Annotated in this window: 22 protein-coding genes; 8 read left to right on the top strand and 14 right to left on the bottom strand. The window is 68.7% G+C overall.

Annotated features, from left to right (window positions below):
- Window positions 1–23: 23 nt before the first annotated feature.
- A complete protein-coding gene (locus tag SNAS_RS02420; RefSeq protein WP_013015773.1) occupies window positions 24–1,163 on the top strand; it encodes a M23 family metallopeptidase in 1,140 nt (379 codons plus the stop codon).
- Here SNAS_RS02420 and SNAS_RS02425 read toward each other — a convergent pair.
- The 5 genes from SNAS_RS02425 to SNAS_RS02445 form a co-directional block, all read right to left on the bottom strand.
- The gene (locus SNAS_RS02425; RefSeq protein ID WP_041624506.1) at window positions 1,160–1,591 is read right to left on the bottom strand and encodes a hypothetical protein; all 432 of its coding nucleotides are present in this window, start codon (window positions 1,589–1,591) and stop codon (window positions 1,160–1,162) included. The two genes, SNAS_RS02420 and SNAS_RS02425, sit on opposite strands and share 4 nt — an antisense overlap.
- Before the next feature lie 160 nt (window positions 1,592–1,751).
- Window positions 1,752–2,306, bottom strand: coding sequence for an isochorismatase family protein (locus SNAS_RS02430; RefSeq protein ID WP_013015775.1), 555 nt, complete (start codon window positions 2,304–2,306; stop codon window positions 1,752–1,754).
- 111 nt (window positions 2,307–2,417) lie between these two features.
- Window positions 2,418–4,127, bottom strand: a complete 1,710-nt coding sequence (gene leuA, locus SNAS_RS02435) for a 2-isopropylmalate synthase (RefSeq protein WP_013015776.1) — start codon at window positions 4,125–4,127, stop codon at window positions 2,418–2,420.
- Between the two features lie 210 nt (window positions 4,128–4,337).
- Window positions 4,338–5,285 (bottom strand): nitroreductase family protein, encoded by a 948-nt coding sequence (locus SNAS_RS33670; RefSeq protein ID WP_013015777.1) that lies wholly within the window; start codon window positions 5,283–5,285, stop codon window positions 4,338–4,340.
- An 11-nt stretch (window positions 5,286–5,296) separates the two neighbouring features.
- Window positions 5,297–6,079: a hypothetical protein gene (locus tag SNAS_RS02445; protein ID WP_144300374.1), complete on the bottom strand. Its 783-nt coding sequence runs from the start codon at window positions 6,077–6,079 to the stop codon at window positions 5,297–5,299.
- A 128-nt stretch (window positions 6,080–6,207) separates the two neighbouring features.
- Between SNAS_RS02445 and SNAS_RS02450 the strand changes: the two genes are divergently transcribed.
- The 3 genes from SNAS_RS02450 to SNAS_RS32265 all read left to right on the top strand — a co-directional run bounded on the left by SNAS_RS02450 (window position 6,208) and on the right by SNAS_RS32265 (window position 9,007).
- Window positions 6,208–7,473: an aspartate kinase gene (locus tag SNAS_RS02450; protein ID WP_013015779.1), complete on the top strand. Its 1,266-nt coding sequence runs from the start codon at window positions 6,208–6,210 to the stop codon at window positions 7,471–7,473.
- 6 nt (window positions 7,474–7,479) lie between these two features.
- Window positions 7,480–8,538, top strand: coding sequence for an aspartate-semialdehyde dehydrogenase (locus tag SNAS_RS02455; protein WP_013015780.1), 1,059 nt, complete (start codon window positions 7,480–7,482; stop codon window positions 8,536–8,538).
- 106 nt (window positions 8,539–8,644) lie between these two features.
- A complete protein-coding gene (locus SNAS_RS32265; protein WP_013015781.1) occupies window positions 8,645–9,007 on the top strand; it encodes a hypothetical protein in 363 nt (120 codons plus the stop codon).
- A 19-nt stretch (window positions 9,008–9,026) separates the two neighbouring features.
- Here SNAS_RS32265 and SNAS_RS02465 read toward each other — a convergent pair whose 3' ends face one another.
- From SNAS_RS02465 to SNAS_RS02490, 6 genes are all read right to left on the bottom strand, one after another.
- Window positions 9,027–10,085: a DUF5685 family protein gene (locus tag SNAS_RS02465; RefSeq protein WP_013015782.1), complete on the bottom strand. Its 1,059-nt coding sequence runs from the start codon at window positions 10,083–10,085 to the stop codon at window positions 9,027–9,029.
- Between the two features lie 72 nt (window positions 10,086–10,157).
- Window positions 10,158–12,917, bottom strand: a complete 2,760-nt coding sequence (topA, locus tag SNAS_RS02470; protein ID WP_013015783.1) for a type I DNA topoisomerase — start codon at window positions 12,915–12,917, stop codon at window positions 10,158–10,160.
- 172 nt (window positions 12,918–13,089) lie between these two features.
- Window positions 13,090–13,599, bottom strand: a complete 510-nt coding sequence (locus SNAS_RS02475; RefSeq protein WP_013015784.1) for a hypothetical protein — start codon at window positions 13,597–13,599, stop codon at window positions 13,090–13,092.
- 96 nt (window positions 13,600–13,695) lie between these two features.
- A complete protein-coding gene (locus tag SNAS_RS02480; protein WP_013015785.1) occupies window positions 13,696–16,041 on the bottom strand; it encodes a sodium-translocating pyrophosphatase in 2,346 nt (781 codons plus the stop codon).
- Window positions 16,042–16,145: 104 nt separating this feature from the next.
- Window positions 16,146–16,577: an ATP-binding protein gene (locus tag SNAS_RS02485; protein WP_013015786.1), complete on the bottom strand. Its 432-nt coding sequence runs from the start codon at window positions 16,575–16,577 to the stop codon at window positions 16,146–16,148.
- Between the two features lie 3 nt (window positions 16,578–16,580).
- Window positions 16,581–16,910, bottom strand: a complete 330-nt coding sequence (locus SNAS_RS02490; protein WP_013015787.1) for an STAS domain-containing protein — start codon at window positions 16,908–16,910, stop codon at window positions 16,581–16,583.
- Between the two features lie 112 nt (window positions 16,911–17,022).
- Between SNAS_RS02490 and SNAS_RS02495 the strand changes: the two genes are divergently transcribed.
- The gene (locus SNAS_RS02495) at window positions 17,023–17,466 is read left to right on the top strand and encodes a CBS domain-containing protein (protein ID WP_041625457.1); all 444 of its coding nucleotides are present in this window, start codon (window positions 17,023–17,025) and stop codon (window positions 17,464–17,466) included.
- A 5-nt stretch (window positions 17,467–17,471) separates the two neighbouring features.
- Here SNAS_RS02495 and SNAS_RS02500 read toward each other — a convergent pair whose 3' ends face one another.
- Together SNAS_RS02500 and SNAS_RS02505 are read right to left on the bottom strand one after the other, a co-directional pair.
- On the bottom strand, window positions 17,472–18,080 hold the full coding sequence (locus SNAS_RS02500) for a response regulator transcription factor (protein ID WP_013015789.1): 609 nt from the start codon (window positions 18,078–18,080) through the stop codon (window positions 17,472–17,474).
- Window positions 18,077–19,300: a sensor histidine kinase gene (locus SNAS_RS02505; RefSeq protein WP_013015790.1), complete on the bottom strand. Its 1,224-nt coding sequence runs from the start codon at window positions 19,298–19,300 to the stop codon at window positions 18,077–18,079. The genes SNAS_RS02500 and SNAS_RS02505 overlap by 4 nt, the downstream gene beginning before the upstream one ends.
- Window positions 19,301–19,456: 156 nt before the next feature.
- On the opposite strand from SNAS_RS02505, the gene SNAS_RS02510 reads away from it, so the two are divergent.
- The 3 genes from SNAS_RS02510 to SNAS_RS02520 are packed head-to-tail and all read left to right on the top strand — an operon-like array spanning window position 19,457 to window position 21,449.
- On the top strand, window positions 19,457–20,428 hold the full coding sequence (locus tag SNAS_RS02510) for an ABC transporter ATP-binding protein (RefSeq protein WP_013015791.1): 972 nt from the start codon (window positions 19,457–19,459) through the stop codon (window positions 20,426–20,428).
- Between the two features lie 2 nt (window positions 20,429–20,430).
- A complete protein-coding gene (locus tag SNAS_RS02515; RefSeq protein ID WP_013015792.1) occupies window positions 20,431–21,186 on the top strand; it encodes an ABC transporter permease in 756 nt (251 codons plus the stop codon).
- A gap of 35 nt (window positions 21,187–21,221) precedes the next feature.
- Entirely contained in the window at window positions 21,222–21,449 is a 228-nt protein-coding gene (locus tag SNAS_RS02520) for a hypothetical protein (protein WP_013015793.1), read from the top strand.
- A 7-nt stretch (window positions 21,450–21,456) separates the two neighbouring features.
- Here SNAS_RS02520 and SNAS_RS02525 read toward each other — a convergent pair whose 3' ends face one another.
- Window positions 21,457–23,736, bottom strand: coding sequence for a helicase-associated domain-containing protein (locus SNAS_RS02525; protein ID WP_013015794.1), 2,280 nt, complete (start codon window positions 23,734–23,736; stop codon window positions 21,457–21,459).
- Between the last annotated feature and the right edge of the window lie 20 nt (window positions 23,737–23,756).

Genomic DNA, 23,756 nt, shown 5'->3' on the forward strand with positions numbered 1-23,756 from the left:
AAGCAAGGAAAGTACCGACCGCAATGGATACCCCGGCCGAGAACGAGGAGTCTGCCTCCACCGTCCGCCGCTGGACGCGTAAACGCCTCTGGTGGACGATCGTCGCAGCGACGACCGCGTTGTTGTGCTGCGGTGGTACGACCTTCTACGTCGTTTTCCTGACGGTCAGCAACAACAGCGACACCGGGGCCGCCAACTACGCGGGTTGTGGCAATGGCACGGAGATCTCCATCAGCGGCGACATGCCGAAGATCAACGACCTGAACGAAGAGCAGGTCGGCAACGCGGCCATCATCATCCAGACCGGGCAGAAGCGGAACATGTCACCGCGAGCCTGGGTGATCGCCGTGGCCACCGCGATGCAGGAATCCACGCTGCACAACTACGGACATCTTGGCGACCGCAACGACCACGACTCGCTTGGTCTCTTCCAGCAGCGCCCTTCCAAGGGTTGGGGAACCCCTGACCAGGTCACGGACCCTGAATACGCCTCCACGAGCTTCTACAAGCGGCTGAAGAAGGTCGAGGGCTGGGAGTCGATGGACCTCACCGCCGCCGCCCAGGCAGTCCAGCGCTCGGCCTTCCCGGACGCTTACGCGAAATGGGAACCCCTCGCGACCGACGTCGTCAACGTCCTCACCGAAGGTGGTGCCCGCACTGCCGCCGACGGTGGCAAGTCGGGCGAATGTGCCGAGGGTGCCGAGATCGCCGCCTCGGGTTGGACGGCTCCGGTGAAGGACGGCATCGTCTCCGGTTTCCGTACCCCGCAACGGCCCGACCACTACGGTGTCGACCTGGGATCCAAGCGCGGCACCGAGATCCGCGCGGCCGCGAGTGGCGTCGTCACCACCTCCGAGTGCAATGCCTCCACCAATAACTGTGATGTGGACGGTTCGCCATCGGTGCTGGGTTGTGGCTGGTACGTGGACATCGAACACGCCAACGGCATCATCACCCGCTACTGCCACATGGTCGAACAACCCAAGGTCGATGTGGGACAACGGGTCAAGGCTGGCGAGGTCATCGGCATCTCCGGATCGTCCGGTAACTCCTCCGGGCCGCACCTGCACTTCGAAGTCCACGAGGGTGGGGACGCCTCCAACAACGGCGCCATCGACCCCGTCGCGTGGATGAAGCAGCAGGGGATCAACATCGACGGTTAGTCGTCGGACGTCACGTTCTCGACTTTGGAGACACAAAAGCTGTCTCCGTCGGGTTTGACCGTGACGTCGTAGTTCCAGACAATGAACGAAGGGTCGACCTCGAGCTCCACCCGCATGGGAAACAGTGTGCCGCCGTCGACGGCTTCACCATTCACGTTCTCGAAGGTCACGGTGGCTTCGGACAAGACGCCCTCCGAGGCCTCCCAATCGGTGAGCTCCTTGGTGAGCTGTTTCGGTGTCAGGCCGGTGAAACCGTCGCACAACAGCGGATCGGCCTTAGTCGGTTCCCGGTGCACCAGCGAGAACTGGAGTACTCGGCGCGCGGTCTGGTTGGCGTCCTCGACAGGTTTGTCCAAATTGCTCTCCGGCGACTTGTCCACCAACCCATCGAACATCCACCCCGCGAGATAAACCGCGACCAGCAGCACCCCCCAAGTCCCCAGCAAGCTCCCCGACCGTCCCCACGAGCGTTTCGGGTCGGGGTACGAGTCCGCCTCGCCCTCCGCTTGCCGCGTCCGGGGTTGCTGCACGCTCATCACGTCGCCCAGCGTATCGAAGTTCCCGCCGTGTCCGTGCCGCTCGCTCCGGCTAGGAACCGAAGTCGACGTCCGCCGTCATGACCGTGGCGCAGTCGCGGCCCGGGGCGGCGTGGTGGGACCAGTAGAGGTTGGTGTGCGCGATGACGAGGTCGGGGCTGGGTGAGCCCCATTTGGAGGTGTCCTCCGTGGTGTGGGCGTCGCCGACAAGGGTGGTGTCGTAGCCGCGGGCCAGGGCGCCGTGCAGGGTGGAGCGGATGCACGCGTCGGTTTGGGCGCCGGAGATGTACAGGTGACCGACGCCCAGGTCGGCCAGGACGGCTTCCAGGTCGGTCTCCTCGAAGGAGTCGCCCCAGTTCTTGGGGATCAGCGGTTCGGTGGCGGCGGGTTCGAGTTCGGGGGCGATGTGCCATTCGGGGCTGCCCTCGATGAGCTGCTTGTCGGAGTGCTGGATCCAGATGACCGGGACGTCGGCGCCACGGGCCTGGTCGACGAGGGTGGCGATGTTGGCCACGACCGCGTCGCGGGCGTGGCCTTCGGCCACCACGCCGGTCTGGACGTCGATGACGAGCAGCGCCGAGTTGGGGCGGTTGGAGAGGGTGGGCATGGTTCCCCTTCGCGGTGCGGTTGGGCCGGAGTTTTGCCACCGTAGCCGGGGGTTGTGACATTTCGCCAGCGTGTGGCACCGGTCCGACGGCCGGTGCCACACGCCGGGACGCTATTTGCCGCTGCGGTTGATGGCGCTGGCCACGGCCCGCATGGAGGCGGTGACGATGTTGGCGTGGACGCCAGCGCCCCACAGGATCTCGTCGCCGATCTGGCATTCGACGTAGGCCGCCGCGCGGGCGGTCTCGCCCGCGGTGAGGGCGTGTTCGGCGTAGTCGCAGACGCTGACGGTGACGCCGACCCCGGCCAGCGCGTCGACGAATGCCGACAGTGGACCGTTGCCGGTGCCGGAGACCTTGTGTTCGGTGCCTTCGACGGTGATGAGGGTGTCGATGGTGACGGTGCCGTCGGCAGCCGCCGCCGAGGAGTGTTCGCCGATGATGACGCGGCGGTCGTTCTGTTCGTCGACGGAGTACTCGCGCTCGAAGATGTCGAACATGGTCTGCGGGGTGACCTCGCCGCCGGCGGCGTCGGTGTGGCGTTGGATGACGTGGGAGAACTCCACCTGCATCCGGCGCGGCAGGTCCAGGCCGTACTCGCTCTTGAGGATGTAGGCCACGCCGCCCTTGCCGGACTGGGAGTTGACCCGGATGACCGCCTCGTAGGAGCGGCCCAGGTCGGCGGGGTCGATGGGCAGATACGGTACCGCCCAGGCGAAGTCGGTCACCGGTACGCCCGCGTCGGCCGCGTCGGCCTCCAGGGCGGCGAAGCCCTTGTTGATGGCGTCCTGGTGCGAGCCGGAGAAGGCCGTGTAGACCAGGTCCCCCGCGTAGGGGTGGCGTTCGTGGACCGGCAGCTGGTTGCAGTGTTCGACGGCGCGTTTGACGGCGTCGATGTTGGAGAAGTCGATGCCGGGGTCGACGCCCTGGCTGAACATGTTGAGTCCCAGGGTGACCAGGTCGACGTTGCCGGTGCGTTCGCCGTTGCCGAACAGGCAGCCCTCGACCCGGTCGGCCCCGGCCATCAGGGCCAGTTCGGCGGCGGCCACGCCGGTGCCGCGGTCGTTGTGCGGGTGGACCGACAGGACGATCGACTCGCGGCGGCGCAGGTTGCGGCTCATCCACTCGATGGAGTCGGCGTAGACGTTGGGGGTGGCCATCTCGACGGTGGCGGGCAGGTTGATGATCAGCGGACGGTCGGGGGTGGGGTCGATGACGTCGGTGACCGCGCCGCACACCTCGACGGCGTATTCGAGTTCGGTGCCGGTGTAGGACTCGGGGGAGTACTCGTAGCGGATGTCGGTGTCGGGGGTGTGGATCTCGGCGTACTTCTGGCACAGCCTGGCGCCCTGGGTGGCGATGTCGGTGATGCCGTCCTTGTCCATGCCGAACACGACCCGACGTTGCAATGTGGACGTCGAGTTGTAGAAGTGGACGATCGCCTTGTCGGCGCCGCGCAACGAGTCGAAGGTCCGGTCGATGAGGTGCTCGCGGCACTGGACCAGGACCTGGATGGTGACGTCGTCGGGGATCAGGCCCTCTTCGATGAGGGTGCGCACGAAGTCGTAGTCGGTCTGGCTGGCGGCCGGGAAACCCACCTCGATCTCCTTGTACCCCATGCGTACCAGCAGTTCGAACATGCGGCGCTTGCGTTCGGGGGACATCGGGTCGATGAGGGCCTGGTTGCCGTCGCGCAGGTCCACCGCGCACCAGACGGGGGCGGAGTCGAGCCGGGCGGCGGGCCAGGTGCGGTCGGGCAGGTCAACCGTGAACTGCTCGTGGTACGGGCGATAGCGGGCGGCCTTGGCGGCGAAAGCGGACATGGGAGAAAGGCTCCTTGAAGACAGGCGTCGTAACGGGGAAGGAAGAGATGTTTCGATCGACCGGCGCACGAACGACTCCGCGACGGGGAGCCAGCTCGCTATCGAGCCCCGCCGCGGCTACCAAGAAGCAGTACATGCCGCATAACAGTTGGACACACTACGCGAACGATCCGGCGATGTGCGGGAATCTCCCACTCTCTGAGAGTGGTTTCACGCATCCCGGACGTGGGTATTGCGCGGGTTCAGGTTGCGATGGCGTTGGCCACGTCCACGTGGGCTGATTTCAAGCCGATATGGGACGGTGACAGTATTGTGATCCGTACCGGCCGACGCAATGGGGCGCGCGGCGTGGGGATTTAACTGCGCGACAGTGATCGCGTAACACACAGCTAACACTCCGAGAGAAACATGGTCGGCATGGAAACCGTGACCGCGAATCGAAACCGTCCACCACACGACAGCCCGGGAATGGTCGCCGGGAAGCTCATGTCCTCGGCGGTCTACGCCGCCGGCAGCTACGCGCAGCGCGCCCGCACCACCTGGACGCTGTGGCTGCGCAACGCCGAGAAACCGCCGCACGCGGACCTGTAACTCGGCCAGGATCAGTTCGTCGAGGGGCTTACGGCGCCTGGGATTGTCGTCGGGGCCCCGCAGGTCGTCAGGCAGGGCGGCCGGGTCGCCGGCGACGCCGATCGCGGCGACCGTCGTGGGTACCAGTTCTTCGGCAAGACCGAACTCCTCGGTGACGGCGGACGGGGAGAACCCCGCCATCTGCCGTACCGTCAGCCCCTCCGCCTGCGCCTGCACCACCAGGTGCGCCATGGCCTGCCCCAGGTCGTAGGCCGCGTGCGGCAGCGGGCCCTTGGCGTTGGCGGTGACGCGCACGGCCACCAGCAGCAGCGCCGCGTGTCGCGCCCACTGCTGGTTGCCGGGTCGCAGTGTCGCCAGCACCCGCGCGAACACCGGCGAGTCCCGGCGTCCCACGATGAACCGGGACGGCTGCGTGTTGCCGCTGGACGGCGCCCAGCGGGCAGCCTCCAGCAGTGCCGTGACCTGGGCGTCGGTCACTTTGCCCGACGGGTCGAAGGCGCGGGTGGAATAGCGGGTGGCCAGCAGCGGGTGCAGCGGCTGGGACGTGACGGCGTGGCGGGAAGTCATCGCCGCCAAGCCTATTGAGGCTTCTTCGACTTGGACTTGCTGGGCGAGGGTTTGGGCGGCGGCGAGGTCCCCAGCGGGGTGGCGTCCTCGTCGGCGTCGGGCAGGGTCAGCTTCCCCGGCCCCGAACCGGGTTCGCCCTTCAGTTTCAGCGACCCGAAACTGGCCTTGGCGGCGGTGACGATGCCGTCGGAGCGCAGGCAGTAGACGCCGCTGGGGATCGGGGACGAGACGGTGACCGAGTTGCGCTCCAGCCAGAAGCACTGGCCCGCGACGCCCTTGACGTCCTCGGCGTAGGCGACCGAGATCGGGGAGGAGCGGTTGATCATGACGTCGAGCCAGTCGGTGAAGACGTGCTGTACCACCGGATCGATCGTCGACGGGATCTTGTCGTCCTTCGTGTCGACCCGGGCGCAGCTGTCGCGCTTGCCCTCGACACATTGGACATAGAAGTCGCGGTGCCGGGCGATGGTCACGTCGGCCTTGCCACCCTGGGCGCCGCCGGGAACCTCCACGCTCCAGCGGTCGTCGGCGGCCAGTTCGACCGAGACCTCGACGGGCTTGTCGCCCGGACGGGTCAGCTCGTAGGTGGCGCTGTAGTCGCGGCCCTTGGCCGCCGCGGCCAGCCCCGCCAGCTCGCCCGCCGCCGAGGAGGTGCCGATGGGCGCCCGGTCGCTGGTGATCGCGGGCGCCGGGGACGGGCTGGGCTTCGCGGTGTCGGCGGCCGAGCCGCTGCCGCAGCCCGTCAGCGCCACCGTCGCCAGCGTGAACAGGGATATTGCCGCGAAAATCCGCACCATGTTATTTTGCGCACCCGCCGCTGGAAGGGCCGCCGCGACGCGCCGTAGCTACCGGTAGGCTGAACGCGGCCAGGAGAGCGCCACGACGAGGTGGCCAGCAGAACGACGCAGAAAGCGGTGCTTCCGTGGCGCTTGTCGTCCATAAATACGGCGGTTCCTCCGTGGAGAACGCCGAACGCATCAAACGAGTCGCCGAGCGTATCGTCTCGGCGCGAAAGCGCGGGGACGACGTTGTCGTGGTCGTGTCGGCCATGGGCGACACCACCGACGAGCTGCTGGACCTGGCGGCCCAGGTGTCGCCGCTGCCGCACCCCCGCGAGCTCGACATGCTGCTGACCGCCGGGGAACGCATGTCGATGGCGCTGCTGGCGATGGCCATTAACAACCTCGGCTTCGAGGCCCGGTCGTTCACCGGTTCGCAGGCGGGCATGATCACCACCTCGGTGCACGGCAAGGCCCGCATCATCGACGTCACGCCGGGCCGCATCCGCGGCGCCCTCGACGAGGGGGCGGTGGCGATCGTCGCCGGGTTCCAGGGCATCGCGCAGGACACCAAGGACATCACGACGCTGGGACGCGGCGGTTCCGACACCACCGCGGTGGCGCTGGCGGCGGCCCTGCACGCCGACCGCTGCGACATCTACTCCGATGTGGACGGCATGTTCACCGCCGACCCGCGGATCGTGCCCAACGCGAAGCTCATCGACCAGATCACCTACGAGGAGACCCTGGAGCTGGCCGCCAGCGGCGCCAAGATCCTGCACCTGCGCGCCGTGGAGTACGCGCGCCGTTTCAACCTGCCGCTTCGTGTCCGTTCGTCGTACTCAAACAAGCCCGGAACCCTCGTGACCGGCTCAATGGAGGACCTTCCCGTGGAGCAAGCACTCATCACCGGCGTCGCGCACGACCGCAGCGAAGCCAAGATCACCGTCCTGTCGGTTCCGGACGAGCCGGGTCAGGCCGCCGAACTGTTCGAGGTCGTCGCCGACGCCGAGATCAACATCGACATGATCGTCCAGAACATCTCCACGAAGGACTCCGGACGCACCGACATCTCGTTCACGCTGCCCAAGGACGACGGGCCCACCGCGATGGCCGCGCTGCAGAAGGCCCGCGACAAGATCGGCTTCGCCGGACTGCTGTACGACGACCACATCGGCAAGGTGTCCCTTGTGGGCGCCGGGATGCGGTCCCACCCGGGTGTCACCGCGACCTTCTGTAAGGCGCTGTCCCAGGCGGGCGTCAACATCGAGATCATCTCCACCTCGGAGATCCGGATCTCGGTGGTGTGCCGCGACACCGAACTGGACACCGCCGTGTCGGCCGTCCACGAGGCATTCGAACTCGGCGGCAGCGAAGAAGCCGTCGTATACGCCGGAACCGGAAGGTAGCGATACATGAGTAGGAAACCGACTCTGGCCGTTGTGGGAGCGACCGGGGCCGTCGGCTCCGTCATGCTCGACGTCATCTCGCGCCGCGCCGACGTGTGGGGCGAGATCCGCCTGATCGCCTCGCCGCGGTCGGCGGGCCGCAAACTGCGGGTCCGGGGCGAGGAAGTGACCGTCCAGGCCATCAGCGAGGAGGTCTTCGAGGGCGTCGACGTCGCCCACTTCGACCTGCCCGACGAGGTGTCCGCGCACTGGGTGCCCATCGCCGCCGCCAAGGGCGTCATCGTCGTCGACAAGTCCGGCTACTTCCGGATGGACCCCGACGTGCCGCTGGTGGTCGCCGAGGCCAACCCCGAGGCGGTCCGCAACCGTCCCAAGGGGATCATCGCCAACGCCAACTGCACCACGCTGGCCCTCATCCCGTCGCTTGCGGCACTGAACCGCTCCTTCGGGCTGGTGTCGATGTCGGTCGCGTCCTACCAGGCGGCTTCGGGCGCCGGGCAGGCCGGATTCGACAGCCTCTACGACCAGCTGGGAGCCGTGGCGGGCAAACGCGACCTGGGCACCGTGTCCGGTGACGTCCGCGAGGCGATCGGCGAGGGCGGTGACGACACCTTCGGCGCGCCGCTGGCGCTCAACGTCGTGCCCAAGGTGGGCGGCTGGCGCCCCGACGGCTGGACCTCCGAAGAACTGAAGGTGCGCAACGAGTCCCGCAAGATCCTCGACCTTCCCGACCTGAAGGTCGCCTCGACCTGCGTGCGGGTTCCGGTCGCCACCGGGCATTCCCAGGCTGTCCACGCGACCTTCTCCTCGCCGGTGTCGGCCGACGCGGCCCGCAAGGTGCTCGCCGAGGCTCCCGGCGTGACCGTCGTCGACGACCCGGACAACAACGTGTACCCGATGCCGATCGACGCCACCGGCCGCGACGACACCCTCGTCGGACGTATCCGCACCTCGATCGACTTCGACAACTCGCTGGAGTTCTTCGTCGTCGGCGACAATCTGCTCAAGGGCGCCGCGCTCAATTCGGCTCAAACCGCTGAATTGTTGCTTCCGGAACTAAGCTAGCTAAACCGGTAAATTCAAACAGAGGGCAAACCGAGTAAGCCGTCCTTCCGGTGGAGTCAAGCCGTCTTCTTACCTGGAACCATCGAAGAGCGACAGAGGAGGTTTCATGGCAAGGTTGCGTAGACGGTGGCTCGTGGCGGCCGCCGTCGTGGGGGCGGTCGCGGTAGCTGGACCGGCGACCGTAGCGATAGCCGAGGCCGCGATAGAACCGCGGACCGGTTGCAGCGATTCGATGAACTCGGACGTTCCCGGCGGGCTGGCGCATTGGGAGGCCAGCTGCGACAACGGCAACATCACCGTGTCCGGCTGGGTCAAGGACACCCGCACCGACGGGAAATGCGCCCGCGTCAAGGCTTTCATCGACCAGAAGTGGGAGTACAGCGACAAGGCCTGCCCGTCAGGCGACGTCGACAAGTTCAAGCTCACCGGCGACGGCAACGACGCCAAGGTGTACCTGTACACCTCTTAGGACTGACGAGCCCGACTCGTCAGTCGCAGGGACAGCAGCAACCGTCACAGGGACAGTCGCAGCAGTCGCACTTGTGGCAGCAGCCCTCGCGGGGCCGGCGTGACCAGGGGCCCTCGAAGTTGCTGGAGCAGCAGCACTGACAAGTGCACGCGACGATCAACGCCGCGCCGCAGCCCGCCCAGAATCCCCTTGGGGCGGGATGCGCGCCGTGGTGCTGATGGTGATGCGCGTGCGGGTACGAATTGCGCATCGTGTGTTCGGCGTGATCGACCAGCAGCGATCGCGCCAGCTCGCCCGGCCCGATCCCGGCTTCGGCCAGCGCGGCGTCGATGTCGGCGATCGCCGCGTGACACAACCGGTGCGCCTCGGCCATCGGGGTCTCGGTGGCGGCCAACGGATTCCACGACCCCCGCTGACCGTCCTGCTCGAGATCGGACACCGCGTCCACCAGGTGCGCCAGCCGTCCGAACGCCCGCCCGGCCCGCGCCAGCGGCGCCGCGTTGTCCGGCCGCCCGGCCATGACCGCCGTGTGCCCGAACAGCGCCGCCGTGGCTTCCTCCGTCGGCGCGGTGACGGCGGTCAACGGCGTCGACGCCGAGGCACCGGCCTCGACCTCGCGTTGCCGACCGACGGCGGCGAGCAGCGCGGCGGCGTCGAAGTCGATGTCGTCGCCCACCCGCAGCGCCTTGGTTTCCAGCCGCCGTGACACCTTCCGGCCGACCGTGGCCAGTGACCGCCGCCGCGCCAGCCCGTCCCCGTCGTCGATGTGGTCGTTGATCTTGGCGGTGGCCAGCAGCACCGACGCCACGGCCGACAGTCGCGCGGCGGTCCCGTGCACGACGGAAGCGGTCCGCAGTCCCCGCAACGCGCACGGCCCCGCGGTGCGCCGCTGTGGCTCGGCACCGGTCTGGGCCTCCACCAGCGCGGACAGCACCAGGCTGTCGTAGTTGGTGGCCAGCCGTGTCGACTGTCCGAAGTCGTCACGAAGTGCCAGGCACAGTCCACAGAAGTGGGACAGCCACTCGTGCAGCATCGGCTCGTCCATCAGTCGCGAACACGGCCGCAGTAGTCCGAACACCGGTGCTCCAAGGGGTGGGAGGCGTCTGAATGTCGCGTGAGTATACGCAATGGAGACTCACGCGACGGTTCCTCAGGCGTCCTCGCGGGGGTTGCCGGTCTTCTTCTTGGCGGCCGACTTCTTCGCGGCCTTCTTGGTCGTGGTGGTCTTCTTGGCGGTTTTCTTGGCCGCCTTCTTCACCGTTTTCTTCGCCGTCTTCTTGGCGGTGGTCTTCTTCGCCGCCTTCTTCGCGGCCTTCTTGGCCACCGGGGCCTTGGCGCGGCGTTCGGCCAGCAGTTCCGAAGCCCGGTCGATCGTGATGTCCTCGATCGTGTCGGTCTTCTTCAGCGAGGCGTTGGTCTCGCCGTCGGTGGCGTAGGGGCCGAAGCGGCCGTCCTTGATGACGACGGTGAGCTTGGTGGCCGGGTCGGTGCCCAGTTCCTTCAGCGGCGGGCGGGCCGCCTGACGTCCCCGTTTCTTCGGTTGGGCCAGCAGGGCCTGGGCCTGTTCCAGGGTGACCGTGAAGAGCTGCTCCTCGGTCTCCAGGGAGCGGTAGTCGCGTTTCTTGACGACGTAGGGGCCGTGCGGGCCGAGCCCGGCGCGGACCTCCTCGCCGTCGGCGTCGACACCGACCAGCCGGGGCAGGGTGAGCAGCCGGACCGCGTCGTCGAGGGTGATGTCCTTGAGTTTCATGTCGGACAGCAGGGACGCGGACTTCTCGCCGCTGGTGACGTAGGGACCGTAACGGCCGGACTTGGCGTAGACGATCTCACCGGTCTCGGGGTGCTCGCCGAGTTCGCGTTCGCCCGAACCGACCTCGTAGAGTTCCTCGGCCTTGGCCTGGGTGAGCTCGTCGGGGGCCAGGGAGTCGGGGATGGAGACGCGTTCGCCGGGCTCGCCGGGTTCGGCGGTGGGGGCGAAGCGTTCCAGGTAGGGGCCGTAGCGGCCGACCCGGGCCACGACCCGGCGCTCCTGTTCGTCGGTGAACAGCGGGATGGAGTTGACGCCGCGCGCGTCGATGCGGCCCAGTTCCTCGGCGACGAGTTTCTTCAGGCCACCGGAGGCCGCGACGGTGCCGTCGGCGGCGTTGTTGCCGCCGAAGTAGAAGCTGCGCAGGAACTCCAGCGAACGGCCCTCACCGGCGGCGATGTCGTCCAGTTCGGACTCCATGCCCGCGGTGAAGTCGTAGTCGACCAGCCGGGCGAAGTGCTTCTCCAGCAGGCCCACGACCGCGAAGGCCAGGAAGGCCGGGATCAGGGCCTGGCCGCGTTTGAAGACGTAGCCGCGGTCCTGAATGGTCTGCATGATGGACGCGTAGGTGGAGGGACGGCCGATGCCGCGCTCCTCCAGGGCTTTGACCAGGGAGGCTTCGGTGTAGCGGGCGGGGGGCTGGGTGCGGTGTCCGGCGGGTTCGAGGGAGTCGGCGGTCAGGGCCTGGCCGCGTTCGAGTTCGGGCAGGCGACGCTCGGCGTCGTCGGCCTCGCCCTCGTCACGGGACTCCACATAGGCCTTGAGGAAGCCGGGGTCGGTGATGGTCTTTCCGGACGCGGAGAACTCGCAGTCCTCGCCGGTGGCGGAGGTGACGTTGATGCGCACCGAGACCGAGTTGCCGACCGCGTCGGTCATCTGGGAGGCGATGGTGCGGCGCCAGATCAGCTCGTAGACCCGAAGCTCTTCAGTGGACAGTTCGCTGGCCAGCTCCGAGGGGGTGCGGAAGCTGTCGCCCGACGGGCGGATCGCCTCGTGGGCCTCCTGGGCGTTCTTGACCTTGCGGGCGTAGCGGCGCGGCTCGGCGGGCACGAAACGCTCGCCGTACAGCTGCGCGGCCTGCCTGCGGGCCGCCGTCAGCGCCGTCTCCGACAGGTTCGTGGAGTCGGTACGCATATAGGTGATGTAGCCGTTCTCGTACAGCCGCTGCGCCAACCGCATCGTCTGGGCGCTGGACTGCCGCAGCTTGCGGGACGCCTCCTGTTGCAGCGTCGAGGTCATGAACGGCGGGTAGGGGCGGCGGCGGTAGGGCTTGTTGTCGACCTTGCCGACGGTGTAGGGGACGTTCGCCAGCCGGGCCGCCAGACCCCGGGCACCGGCCTCGTCGAGGTGGACCACACCGGCCTTGGGGCGGCCGGTCTCGGCGTCGAAGTCCTTGCCGGTGGCGACCCGGTCGCCGTCGAAGGACAGCAGGTTGGCCGCGAAGTCGGCACCGTCCTTTGTGCGCAACTGGGCGGTGATTCCCCAGTAGTCGGCGGTGACGAACCGCATCCGGGCCCGTTCCCGCTCCACCACGATGCGGGTGGCCACCGACTGCACCCGGCCCGCCGACAGCCGCGGCATGACCTTCTTCCACAGCACCGGCGAGACCTCGTAACCGTAGAGGCGGTCGAGGATCCGGCGCGCCTCCTGGGCGTCCACTAGGGATCTGTTGATCTCGCGGGGGTTGTTGACGGCCTGGGTGATCGCGGACTTGGTGATCTCGTGGAAGACCATGCGCTTGACGGGAACCTTGGGCTTCAGGGTTTCCAGGAGGTGCCAGGCGATGGCCTCCCCCTCGCGGTCCTCATCGGTGGCCAGTAGGAGTTCGTCGGCTTCCGCCAGTTGGTCCTTGAGGGTCTTGACGTGGGCCTTGCGATCCGGATTGACCACATAGAGCGGTGCGAAGTCGTTGTCGACGTCGACGCCGAGCCGGGACCAGGGTTCCTTGGCGTACTTGGGCGGAACCTCTTTGGCGTTGCGGGGCAGGTCCCGGATGTGCCCGAGGCTGGAGTCGACCATGTAACCATCGCCGAGGTACCCGGCGATGGTGCGGGCCTTTGCCGGTGACTCGACAATGACCAGACGTTTCGTGGTTTGCGCCACTTCAGTTAATCCCACTCGTGAATCGGATGTCAGGGCATACCTAATTGCTACGGACCGATTGTCAAAGGTAACGTCCAATAGGCGACCGCGGTTGCGCACCCCAAATTCTTGTGCGCGCTTCACCCGAAATATTCGGGTACGGGCGAGAGCCACCCTAACGCGGGGGCACGGCTCACTGACACTGCTTTACCGCTTCGAACGCGTTCTTGAGTTCCTCGGAGTCCAGTTCGGCGACCTGCGGGACCGCGTCGTAGTCCTTCGCCAGCTGTTTCATCGCCGCGGCCACCTCGTCATAGAAGTCACCCTTACCCGCGTCGAGTTTTTCTATGCGGTCGTGCGCGGTGCGGTAGGCGTCACGGGTGGCCGCCAGCGACTCGGTGAAGCGTTTCGCCATCCGCTCGCCGTCGGCGATGTCGGGCACGCCCGCCGCCTCGATGCCGGCGCGGGCGTCCTCGCTGATGTCAGCGGCCCCGGCCAACAGCTTCAGCAGGTCCTTCTTGGCCTGCGTCGGGGAGGACTCGGGGTCCATGGCCGCGTTGGCCTCGGCGGTGAGGTCCTCGATGCCGGTCTTCCACGGTTCCAGGGCCGCGCACACGTCGGCGGCCCATTCCTCGGCGTCCACCTGGGAACCGCATCCCGACAGGGCGAGGGCGGCGACCAGCAACCAGGCGACAGCACGCATGGGTCTCAACCTACCGGGGCGAGATGAAGCCCCCGGACTCAAACGGAGTCCGGGGGCTCTAACGCGATACTCGCGCGAAAACGAGCGTGCGCGATATCAGGCGTCGACCTTTTCCTTGTCGGCGCCGTTGTCGGACGGCTTGTCCTCGCCGACGGTGATCGGCTTGGAGCGGCTCCAGCCGACGGCGGCGACGATGATCAGCAGCGCGACCACGGCGATCGAGATCCGCACCGCCGGGTTCGGGTTCTCGCCGTAGGACGAGAACATGATCACGGCGGGGGCGATCAGCAGCGAGACCAAGTTCATGACCTTGATCAGCGGGTTGATCGCCGGACCGGCGGTGTCCTTGAACGGGTCGCCGACGGTGTCACCGATGACGGTGGCGTCGTGGGCCTCGGAGCCCTTGCCGCCGTGAGCGCCGTCCTCGACGGCCTTCTTGGCGTTGTCCCAGGCACCACCGGAGTTGGCCAGGAAGATCGCCATGAGCACGCCGCAGGCGATGGCACCGGCCAGGTAGGCCGCCAGCGCGCCCGCGCCCAGGCCGAAACCGACCGCGATCGGCGCCAGGATCGCCAGCAGACCCGGCGTCATGAGCTCGCGCTGCGCGTCGCGGGTGCAGATGTCCACGACCCGGCCGTACTCGGGGCGCTGGGTGCCGTCCATGATGCCCGGGAACTCCCGGAACTGGCGGCGCACCTCGAAGACCACGGCACCGGCCGAACGCGACACCGCGTTGACGGCCAGACCCGAGAACAGGAACACCACGGCCGCGCCGACGATGACGCCGACGATGTTGGCCGGGTTGGCGATGTTGAGCAGCACGTCGATACCACCGTCGGCGAGCTTGCCGCCCTCGGCCAGCGCGACGTTGATGGCACTGGTGTAGGAGCCGAACAGCGCGGTGGCCGCCAGCACGGCGGTCGCGATCGCGATGCCCTTGGTGATGGCCTTGGTGGTGTTGCCGACGGCGTCCAGGTCGGTGAGGGTGCGCGCGGCCTCCTCGTCGATGTCACCGGACATCTCGGCGATGCCCTGCGCGTTGTCGCTGATGGGCCCGAAGGTGTCCATGGCGACGATGACGCCGACCGTGGTCAGCAGACCGCAACCGGCCAGCGCGATGGCGAACAGCGACACGAACATCGCGGTGGCGCCACCCAGCAGGAAGGCGCCGTACACACCCGCGCCGATGACCAGCGCCGAGAACACCGCCGACTCGAAGCCCAGCGAGACACCCGACAGGATGACGGTGGCCGGTCCGGTCAGCGAGGTCTTGGCGACGTCGGAGACCGGACGCTTCTCGGTCTCGGTGTAGTAGCCGGTCAGCGCCATGATGGCGGCGGCCAGGACGATACCGATGACCACGGCGACGATCGCGGTGACCTGCGGCGAGAACGGAACGCCCTTGTGGACGGCTTCCTCGACGCCCAGCGCGGCCCAGGTGTTGGGGACGGTCGCCAGGATCGCCCCGGCGCTCAGCACGGCGGCCAGCACCGCCGAGATGAAGAAGGCCCGGTTGATCGCGGTCAGGCCGTTCTTGTCCGAGGCGCGCAGCTTGGTGATGAAGACACCGAAGATCGCGGTGACGATGCCGACGGCACCGATGATCAGCGGCAGCACCAGGCCGGTGTCGCCGAAGGCGATCTGGCCCAGGATCAGCGAGGCCACCAGGGTGACGGCGTAGGACTCGAACAGGTCGGCGGCCATGCCGGCGCAGTCGCCGACGTTGTCACCGACGTTGTCGGCGATGGTGGCGGCGTTGCGGGGGTCGTCCTCGGGGATGCCCTGCTCGACCTTGCCGACCAGGTCGGCGCCGACGTCGGCGGCCTTGGTGAAGATGCCGCCGCCGACCCGCATGAACATGGCCAGCATGGCGGCACCGAAGCCGAAGCCTTCCAGCACGGTGGCCGCGTTGCCCTTGAAGACCATGACGACCACGGCCGCGCCCAAGAGGCCCAGACCGACGGTCAGGAAGCCGACGACGCCACCGGTGCGGAACGCGATGGCCATGGCCCCGGTACGGCTGCCGTCGCGGGCGGCCGAGGCGACCCGCAGGTTGGCGCGGGTGGCAAGACCCATCCCGGCCCAGCCGATGAAGGCACTGAACCCGGCGCCCACGACGAAGAAGGCGCTGCGGCCCGCCTTCACCATGGTCTCGGAGTCACCGACATCGTGTACCGGCAGGAACCACAGCAGCACCATGGCGATGACGACGAAGATCGCGAGCGTCCGGAACTGGCGCTTCAGGTAGGCCGAAGCTCCTTCCTGGACGGCACCGGCGATCTCCTGCATTTTCTTGGTGCCCTTGCCGGTGGCAAGCACCATCTTGACCAATGCGGCGGCGAAGCCGAGCGCGATCAGCGCCAATACGGCCGCGAGGATGACGTACGTCAGGTTGACGCCAACCGCATCGCCTTGCCCATCGGCAAGCAACGATTGAGACATTTACTCTCCTGGAATTTTTAATCCCCGTTGGGCCCGGGGCGATAACCAGCGGAGTGTAACCATCGCCACTGTGGGCCGCAAGCGGCGGCATTCGGGTCGAGTGGCTATAGCGGCCAGGCCATTCGGACGATGGTTCCGACGCCGTCCTCGCCCTCGATGACCTGTAGGTCCGAGACCAGACCGGCCAGCAGCGTCAGGGCGACCTCTTCGGCCAGGGCGTCCTCGTCGCTCGGGGACGCCGCCAGATCGGTCACGCCGTTACCAGCAATGCTCAAAGAGTTGCGCGAAACCGGGGCGAAATCAGCAACTTCAGCCACAAATCTCTCACCAATCGCCAATTTCATCCGCACCAGCTTCGTGACCCCGTGGCGGCGGTGCCGGGCCACCGCCCGAGAACACGCCTCACCGGCGGCCTGGCGCACCTCGTCGATGAACTCGGCGGCCAGCTGCGCCTGCGCGGCCGCCGAGGCCGCCACCAGCCGCGCGGTACGCACATGCACCGGCGACGGTGTGAATCCAAAACGGACCGTCGGCATGACTCAGCCGTCCGCCGGAAGTTCGGCGCGGATGTCGAGGACGGTGTCCAGCCCGGTCAGCTGGAAGATCTTGAGCATCTGCTGACGGGCGCACACGATGACCAGCTTGCCGCCGCTCTCTCGCAGCCGCCGCAGCACACCGATGATGACGCCCAGTCCGGTCGAGTCGCAGAACTCTACCCCGTTGACGTCGATGGCCAGCCTGGAGACGTTCTTGGCGAGTTCGGCGTGCAGGGCCTCACGCAGTTCGGTCGCCGTGAACATGTCGATCTCGCCACCCACCGCGACCACCGTGTACTCACCGTCAGTCCGGGTGCGGATTGTCAGTTCCATCGCCTTCCCGCCTCATCGTCCGATAGCTGTTGACAGACTAGTCAGGATCGCGACGGCGTGTAGGCGAGGCGGGTTGTTGGGGCAGACCGGCGACGGTGCCATACTCGAGTGCATGCACGCAGGCGCGCTCGCCAAGGACTTTCCCACGGTTACTTTGGACACTTCGGCGCTTGAAGCGGCGAAGCTGATGGCGGGAAACGACCTTCCCGGTCTGATCGTGCTGGGCTCCAACGGTTGTCCCTACACGGTCCTGGGCGGCACCCAGGTGTTGCGGATGTCGGTTCCTCTGTATATACAGGACGATCCGACGCTGGCCGGGGTCGTGGACGAGGCCGCCGCCGACACCTTCGTGGCGGGACTGGGGAACAAGACAGTCAGGGAATTGCTGCCCGAGGAACCCTTCGACCTGCCGGTGGTCGGCGCCAGGGCGACGCTGCTGGAGGTCGCGGCGCTGATGGCCCGGGTGCGGATCCCGGTGGTGGCGGTGGTCGACAACGACACGCTGCTGGGCGCGATCACCGTCGACAGCCTGCTCGACCACGCCCTGGGCACCTGAGCCCTTCAGATCCAGCCCTGCTCCCAGGCGGCGTGGGCCGCGGCGTGCCGGGAGGAGACGCCGAGCTTCGTCATCGCCGAGGACAGGTAGTTGCGCACCGTCCCGGGCGCCAGATGCACCGCCGCGGCGATGTCGGCGATCGAGGCGCCGGTGCGGGCCGCCCGCAGCACCTCCAGTTCCCGGGTGGTCAGCGGGCACTCGTCCTCGGTGAGCGCCGAGGCGGCGATGTCCGGATCGACGTAACGCCGTCCGGAGTGGACGTCGCGGATGATCTCGGCGAGCCGTTCGGCGGGCGTGGTCTTGGGGACGAAGGCGCTGACCCCGGCCGCCAACGCTCGCCGCAGCACCCCGGGGCGGGCGTGCCGGGTGACCAGCACGATCCTCGGCGGCGTGGGCTGCCGCAGGATCTGTTCGGCGGCGACCAGGCCGTCGGCGGGCGGCATCTCCAGGTCGAGGACGGCGATGTCGGGACGGGACTCCGCCGTGGCCGTGACCGCGGCGGTGCTCGTGTCCACCTCGGCGACGACGTCGAGGTCGGATTCGAGGTCGAGCAGCGCCACCAGGGCGCCGCGCAGCATGGCCTCGTCGTCGGCCACCAGGATCCGGATCGTCACCTCGTCGATCCTTCCGTGTCGGGGGAGCGGCCGGGATCGGGAGGGGCTGCCGCGCGCGGCAGTCTCGCCGAGACCGTGAACCGTCCGGCCTCGGACCGCCAGTCGAGGCTGCCGCCGACGGCCTCGAAGCGGTCGCGCAGCCCGGCAAGGCCGGTGCCGTCGCCGCTGGTGGCTCCTGAGTCGGCGCCGTCGTTGCGGATGCGCACCGACAGGCCCTCGCCGGTGGCCGTCAGGTCGAACTCGGCCCGGGTAGGCCGGGCGTGCCGCAGGATGTTCGTGGTCGCCTCCCGGATCAGCAGGCCGAGTTCGCGTTCGCCCGCGAAGCCCCGGCCGGGATCGGTGCCGGGCAGGTTCGCGGTGGCCTCGATGCCCGCGGCCGTCAGCACCTTGGTGGCGTTGGTGATCTCGGTGCCGGGCGAGACACTGCGGTAGCCCGCCACGACGGCGCGGGTGTCGCTCAGCGCGTCGCGGGCCAGGTCCTGCACCTCGCGCATCAGCGCCACCGCCTTGTCGGGGTCGCGGCCGCCGAGCCGCGCGGCCAGTTCGCTCTTGAGCGCGATCACCTGCAGGTGGTGGCCCTGGATGTCGTGCAGGTCGGCGGCGAACCGCAGCCGCTCCCGCGTCACCGCGAGCTCGGCCGCGACACTGCGGGCCTGCTCCAGCTGCCGGGCCACGTCGAAACTCCACCACTGCACCCAGATGATCGCCGCGAACGACGCCACCAGCGCGGCGACGCCGAGCACGGTCAGCGGGGCGGCCAGCCCGGCGCGGGCCAGCAGCGCGGTCGCGGCGGCGATCAGCCCCGTCATGACGACCAGCGCGGCCAGCCGGTGTCGCGCGGGCAGCCGCAGGATCACCGCGGCGGTGAGCGCGCTGGCCAGCAGCAGCCAGCCCAGCGGCCGGTACGGGAACGGGGAGATCAGCCACGCGGTGCCCGCCAGCCCGGCCGCCGCGACGGCGAACAGGACCCAGTCGGCGAGCGTCGGCCAGTCGCGGGCCTCGTGCCGGGTCACGGCGTCGAACCAGCGGACGCTCACCACCGTCGCCACGGCGAAGGCGATCAGGATCAGTGCCAGCACCCCGCCGGGATGGTCGTGCCGGATCGCCTGGATGGTCCCCACGGTGGCCGCCGTCAGCGGATAGGGGATGAGGAACCACCAGGTGTAGCGGCGCAGCCAGGTCAGGCGGCGCTGGCCGGTGTGCGGGGGCGAGTCGGGCATGGAGCAAGTATGCGGCGTCCGGCGTCGTGACGCCGGGCCCGAAGCCGTCCTGAGCAGGATCGATGACAGATGTCATCGAGGTTCATGACTGACGCACACAGGCGGGTGGTTTCTTGCCACTACCCGGTTTCCGGCCCGAGCCGCAGGCTGGTCCACATGACACGAACCCACACTGTTTCCAGTAGACGGAACCCTGAGCTGGCGGGCGCTCGACCCGCGATCCACGCGTCCGGGCTGCGGTGCCGCTACGGCGACTACCTCGCCGTCGACGGCGTCGACCTGAGCGTGCGACCCGGAGAACTGTTCGCGCTGTTGGGAACCAACGGCGCGGGCAAGACCACCACGGTGGAGACCCTCGAAGGCCACCGGCGCGCCGACGCCGGAGACATCAGCGTGCTGGGCCGCGACCCGTACCGGCACCGGCGGCAGCTGGCCGGGCAGGTGTCGATGGTGCTGCAGGAATCCGGCTTCACCGCGAACCTCACCGCCGCCGAGACCCTGCGACTGTGGCGGCACCTGAACCGGGGCCGCACCGGCCCCGCCGACCCACTGGCCGATGTGGACCTGAGTCACCGGGCCGACGTGCGGGTCGGCCAGCTGTCCGGCGGCGAGAGACGACGCCTCGACCTGGCGCTGGCCATCTCCACGGCTCCGAGTGTCCTGTTCCTCGACGAACCCACCACCGGCATGGACCCGACGTCGCGCGAACGCACCTGGGCGCTGCTGCGAAACCTCGTCGACTCCGGTTGCGCCGTCCTGTTGACCACGCACTACCTGGAAGAGGCCGAGGAACTGGCCGACCACCTCGCGATCATGCACAAAGGACGCGTGGCGGTGGCCGGGACCGTCGCCCAGGTCGCCGCCAGCCACGCCGCGAAGATCGGTTGCGCCCTGCCCGCCGCGATCGACGCGGCGAGTCTGCCGCGCTTCGACGGCGACGTGTCCCTCATGGACGACGCCCTGACGGTGCGCACCACACGTTTGCAGGCCGACCTGCATCTGCTCCTGAACTGGGCCAACGACAACCGCCTCGACCTGGGCCAGCTGACCGCCGCCGAAGCGTCGCTGCGCGAGGTCTTCGCGGCGGTACAGGCCACCGACATCACCACCGACACGAACGGACGCTGACGATGAACCCCACGACGACCAACGCGACCGGCCCCCGGATCCCGGCCTGGCTGGTGCTGACCGGCATGGAACTGCGGCTGATCCTGCGAAACCGTTCCATGGCCCTGACCGCGATCGTGATGCCGCTGGGCTTCGCGGGGGTCATCCTGGCCATGAGCGACGCCGCCACCGCCGACCTGGCCACGATGAACCTCACCATGCTGGCGGGCTTCACCGTCTACATGACCGCCACCATGACGCTGGCCCACCACCGCGCGGCACTGTTCCTCAAACGCGTCCGCTCCTCCCCGGCGTCCACGACCGGCATCGTGCTCGGCTTCGCGACGGCGCCCATACTGCTGTTCGTCGGACAGTCGCTGCTGTTCATCGCGATAACCGGTGCGGTCAAAGGCATCCTGCCCGCCCAGCCGCTGATCCTCGTCGCGGCGGCAGTCATCGGTGCCGTCACCTGCGCGGCCCTGGCCTTCCTGACCGCGTCGTTCACCAAGACCCCCGAGGCCGCGCACTTCACCACCATGCCCGGCTTCGCCGTCCTGTTCGGAGGACTGATGTGGGTGCTGTCCACGCCCCCCGACGAGGTCACCGTCCCGACGCTGGCGCTGCCGGGCACCGCCGTCACCCAGCTGCTGCGCTACGCCTGGTCGGGCGAGGGCTCGATCGAGATGGGACTGCTGTGGCCCGCCGTGGCCTCGGTGACGGTCGCCGTGCTGTCCTGCGCGGTCGCCGCCCGGCTGTTCCGCTGGGAACCCCGCGACTGACAACCCACCATCCACATTCGATTCAAGGAGCGACCATGTCCCACTCGTCATTCGTCCACACCGCACTGACCGGAAGACTCGCCGACAACGTCAAGACCGAGGTCCTGCTGAGCCTGCTCGTCATCGGACTGGTCACCGGCATCAGTATCGCCCGCCTCGACGGTGCGTGGCTGTACGCCCTGCCCGCCATCGCGGTCGGCTACAGCGCCGTGCGGATCGCCTTGGTGGCCAGGCGAACCCGGAGACGCGCCCGCGCCGACTGACGCGGCCTCACACGGAGGCGATCGTGGCCGAGCGGATCGTGTGCAGCGCGATCGTGTGCAGCATGTCGGTCCGCTTGTCCTCGGCCCGCAGGTATCCGGCGCCCATCGACACCGGGCGCAGCAGCTTGCGGATCGGCTCGCCACCACCGTCCACATACTCCACCCACACCAGGGCCCGGTCGGGGACCGCCTCGCGCAGCACCTCGACCGCGTCCTCGTCCAGCCGCTGTCCCCGCGCCATCGTCTCGGCGCGGGGTTCGGTGTGCTTCAGGTGTTCCACCAGCGCCGCCAGCGGCGCTCCCTCGACGCGGGGAGTGGGGTCGGCGGTCTTGTCGGGCCGGACGACCCGGGTGGCGCGGGGCGCGACGGACTTGTCGATCACGATGGAGCCCGAGGAGTCCTCCGCGACCGGGGTGTGGCCCGCCTCGCGCAGCATCGACAGCAGACCCGGCAGCGGCATCGGGCTGACGATGACGGTGGGGGCCAGCCGCCGCAGCGCCGCGTCGGCGAGACGGCGGTCGGCGAGGACCTGGACCAACAGCGCCTCGTCCTCGCTGCGCACATAGGAACCCGCGTATCCGGCCCGCAGGCCGCCGTGGCGTTTGGCGACGTCGTCGATGAGGTAGTCCAGCGCCTGCGGCAGTTCGCCGGGGCAGCGGCGGGCGAACACGCCGCGGATGTCCTCGCGGGCGTAACCCGCGTCCAGGGCGGCCCGCAGACTGGCCTCGGTGACCCTGTGGACGGTGGGGGACTCGCGTTCGGCCACCAGGGCCAGCTCGGCGGCCAACAGCGGCGACGGATGGCCGGGGACGATCACGGTGAGGTCGCCCTGGACCACCATCTCGTCGATCGGGACCGGCAGCAGGTCGTCCAGGGTGGTGTGCAGCGGATCGGTTTCGGGCGTGTGGATGCCCAGCGGATCGTCGTGGTCGGGTTCGGCGACCAGCAGCCGCCCGAACTCGGTGACGGCGTCGCGGGCGATGATGCCCAGAAAGGACGCCTGCGTGTGGACGGCGCGCACCGCGTCGTCGGCGCGGCGTCGCGGGTGCCGCCAGCCGCACACCTCGACGGTCAGCTCGGTGTCGATCGGGGTCCCCGGCGCCTGCTCGGCCAACAGCCGCAACACTTCCCGGCGGTACCGGGGCGCCGAATGCGACACCAGCGACGGCGACAGCACAGTGGACGGACGAGTGCGGCCGGGCCGGGCGCCCAGCAGCCGGATGTCGCGTTCGGCGTCGAGCCAGGCCCGGGCCAACCGGGACCAGCGCATCGACAGCGGCGCCGAGCGCCAGCCGTCGTAGCCGTGGCTGGGCATCCAGGCCTCGCCGTCGCGACCCAGCAGTCCGGCGGCGAAACACGCCTCCAGCAGCAGCGCCGCGTTGGCGTCCGACAGGTCGCAGGTCCGGGCCAGCCGGTGCAGCGCCTGCATCCCGATGCCGCCGGACTTCACCTCGGGCGGCGCCTCGGCGGTGAGGACCTCCAGCAGCAGGTCGGTCAGCCGCACCACCTCGCACACCTGCGCGGTGCCCGCCGAGTCCACCGCGACCGGCGAGATCGGTTGGGGCAGTTCGGGTTGGCGGCGCAGTGTCCCCAGCGGTCCGGCCTCGCGGCGCAGTAGGACGCCGACCTCGCGCGGCAGTTCGACGGTGTCGGCGGCGACCGGCACCAGCAGATGGTGGGCCAACAGCCACCGCACCGGGGTGTCGGCCGGAGTCTGGGCGTAGGCGTCGGTGACAGTCCCCAGTGGAGGACCTGCGGCGAGTTTGTCCAGGACGGTGCGCGACTGCGGCGGCGCGGCCAACACGGTGCGCCGCAACGCGGCGGCGTCGTCGACGAGCTTCCCGGCCTCGCTACTGAGTTCGGCGGCCGGACGCCCCAGCCCCGCCGGGTACGGCCCGCACACCTCGGCCAGGCACGCGGGGTGCCGCAGCTCCTCGTCCGGCCCCCACACCAACCCCAGCCCGCGCAGCGTCGCGATCGCGACGCCGACGTCCGACAGGTCCGGGGTGACGGTGGCCAACAGGTTCACCGAGGTCACCGGCCCGTCCTCGTCCTCGGTGCCCACCAGCCGCAGCCCGTCCAGCACCCGCAACGTGAACTCGTCGAGCCGGTCCAGCGCCCGCGACACCGACGCGGGGGTGCGCGCGCGAATGGTCAGCGCCTCCATGTCGGCGGGAACCGGCACGGCCAGATCGGGACGCGCGCGCAGCAAAGCCGCGAGCGTCTCGTCGGGTACCGCCCGCAGGGCCGCCGCCAACGACCGGGGTACCAGGGAATGCGTGGCCATCACCTTTAACGGTACGTCCA

The sequence above is a fragment of the Stackebrandtia nassauensis DSM 44728 genome (assembly GCF_000024545.1).
Taxonomy (GTDB): domain Bacteria; phylum Actinomycetota; class Actinomycetes; order Mycobacteriales; family Micromonosporaceae; genus Stackebrandtia; species Stackebrandtia nassauensis.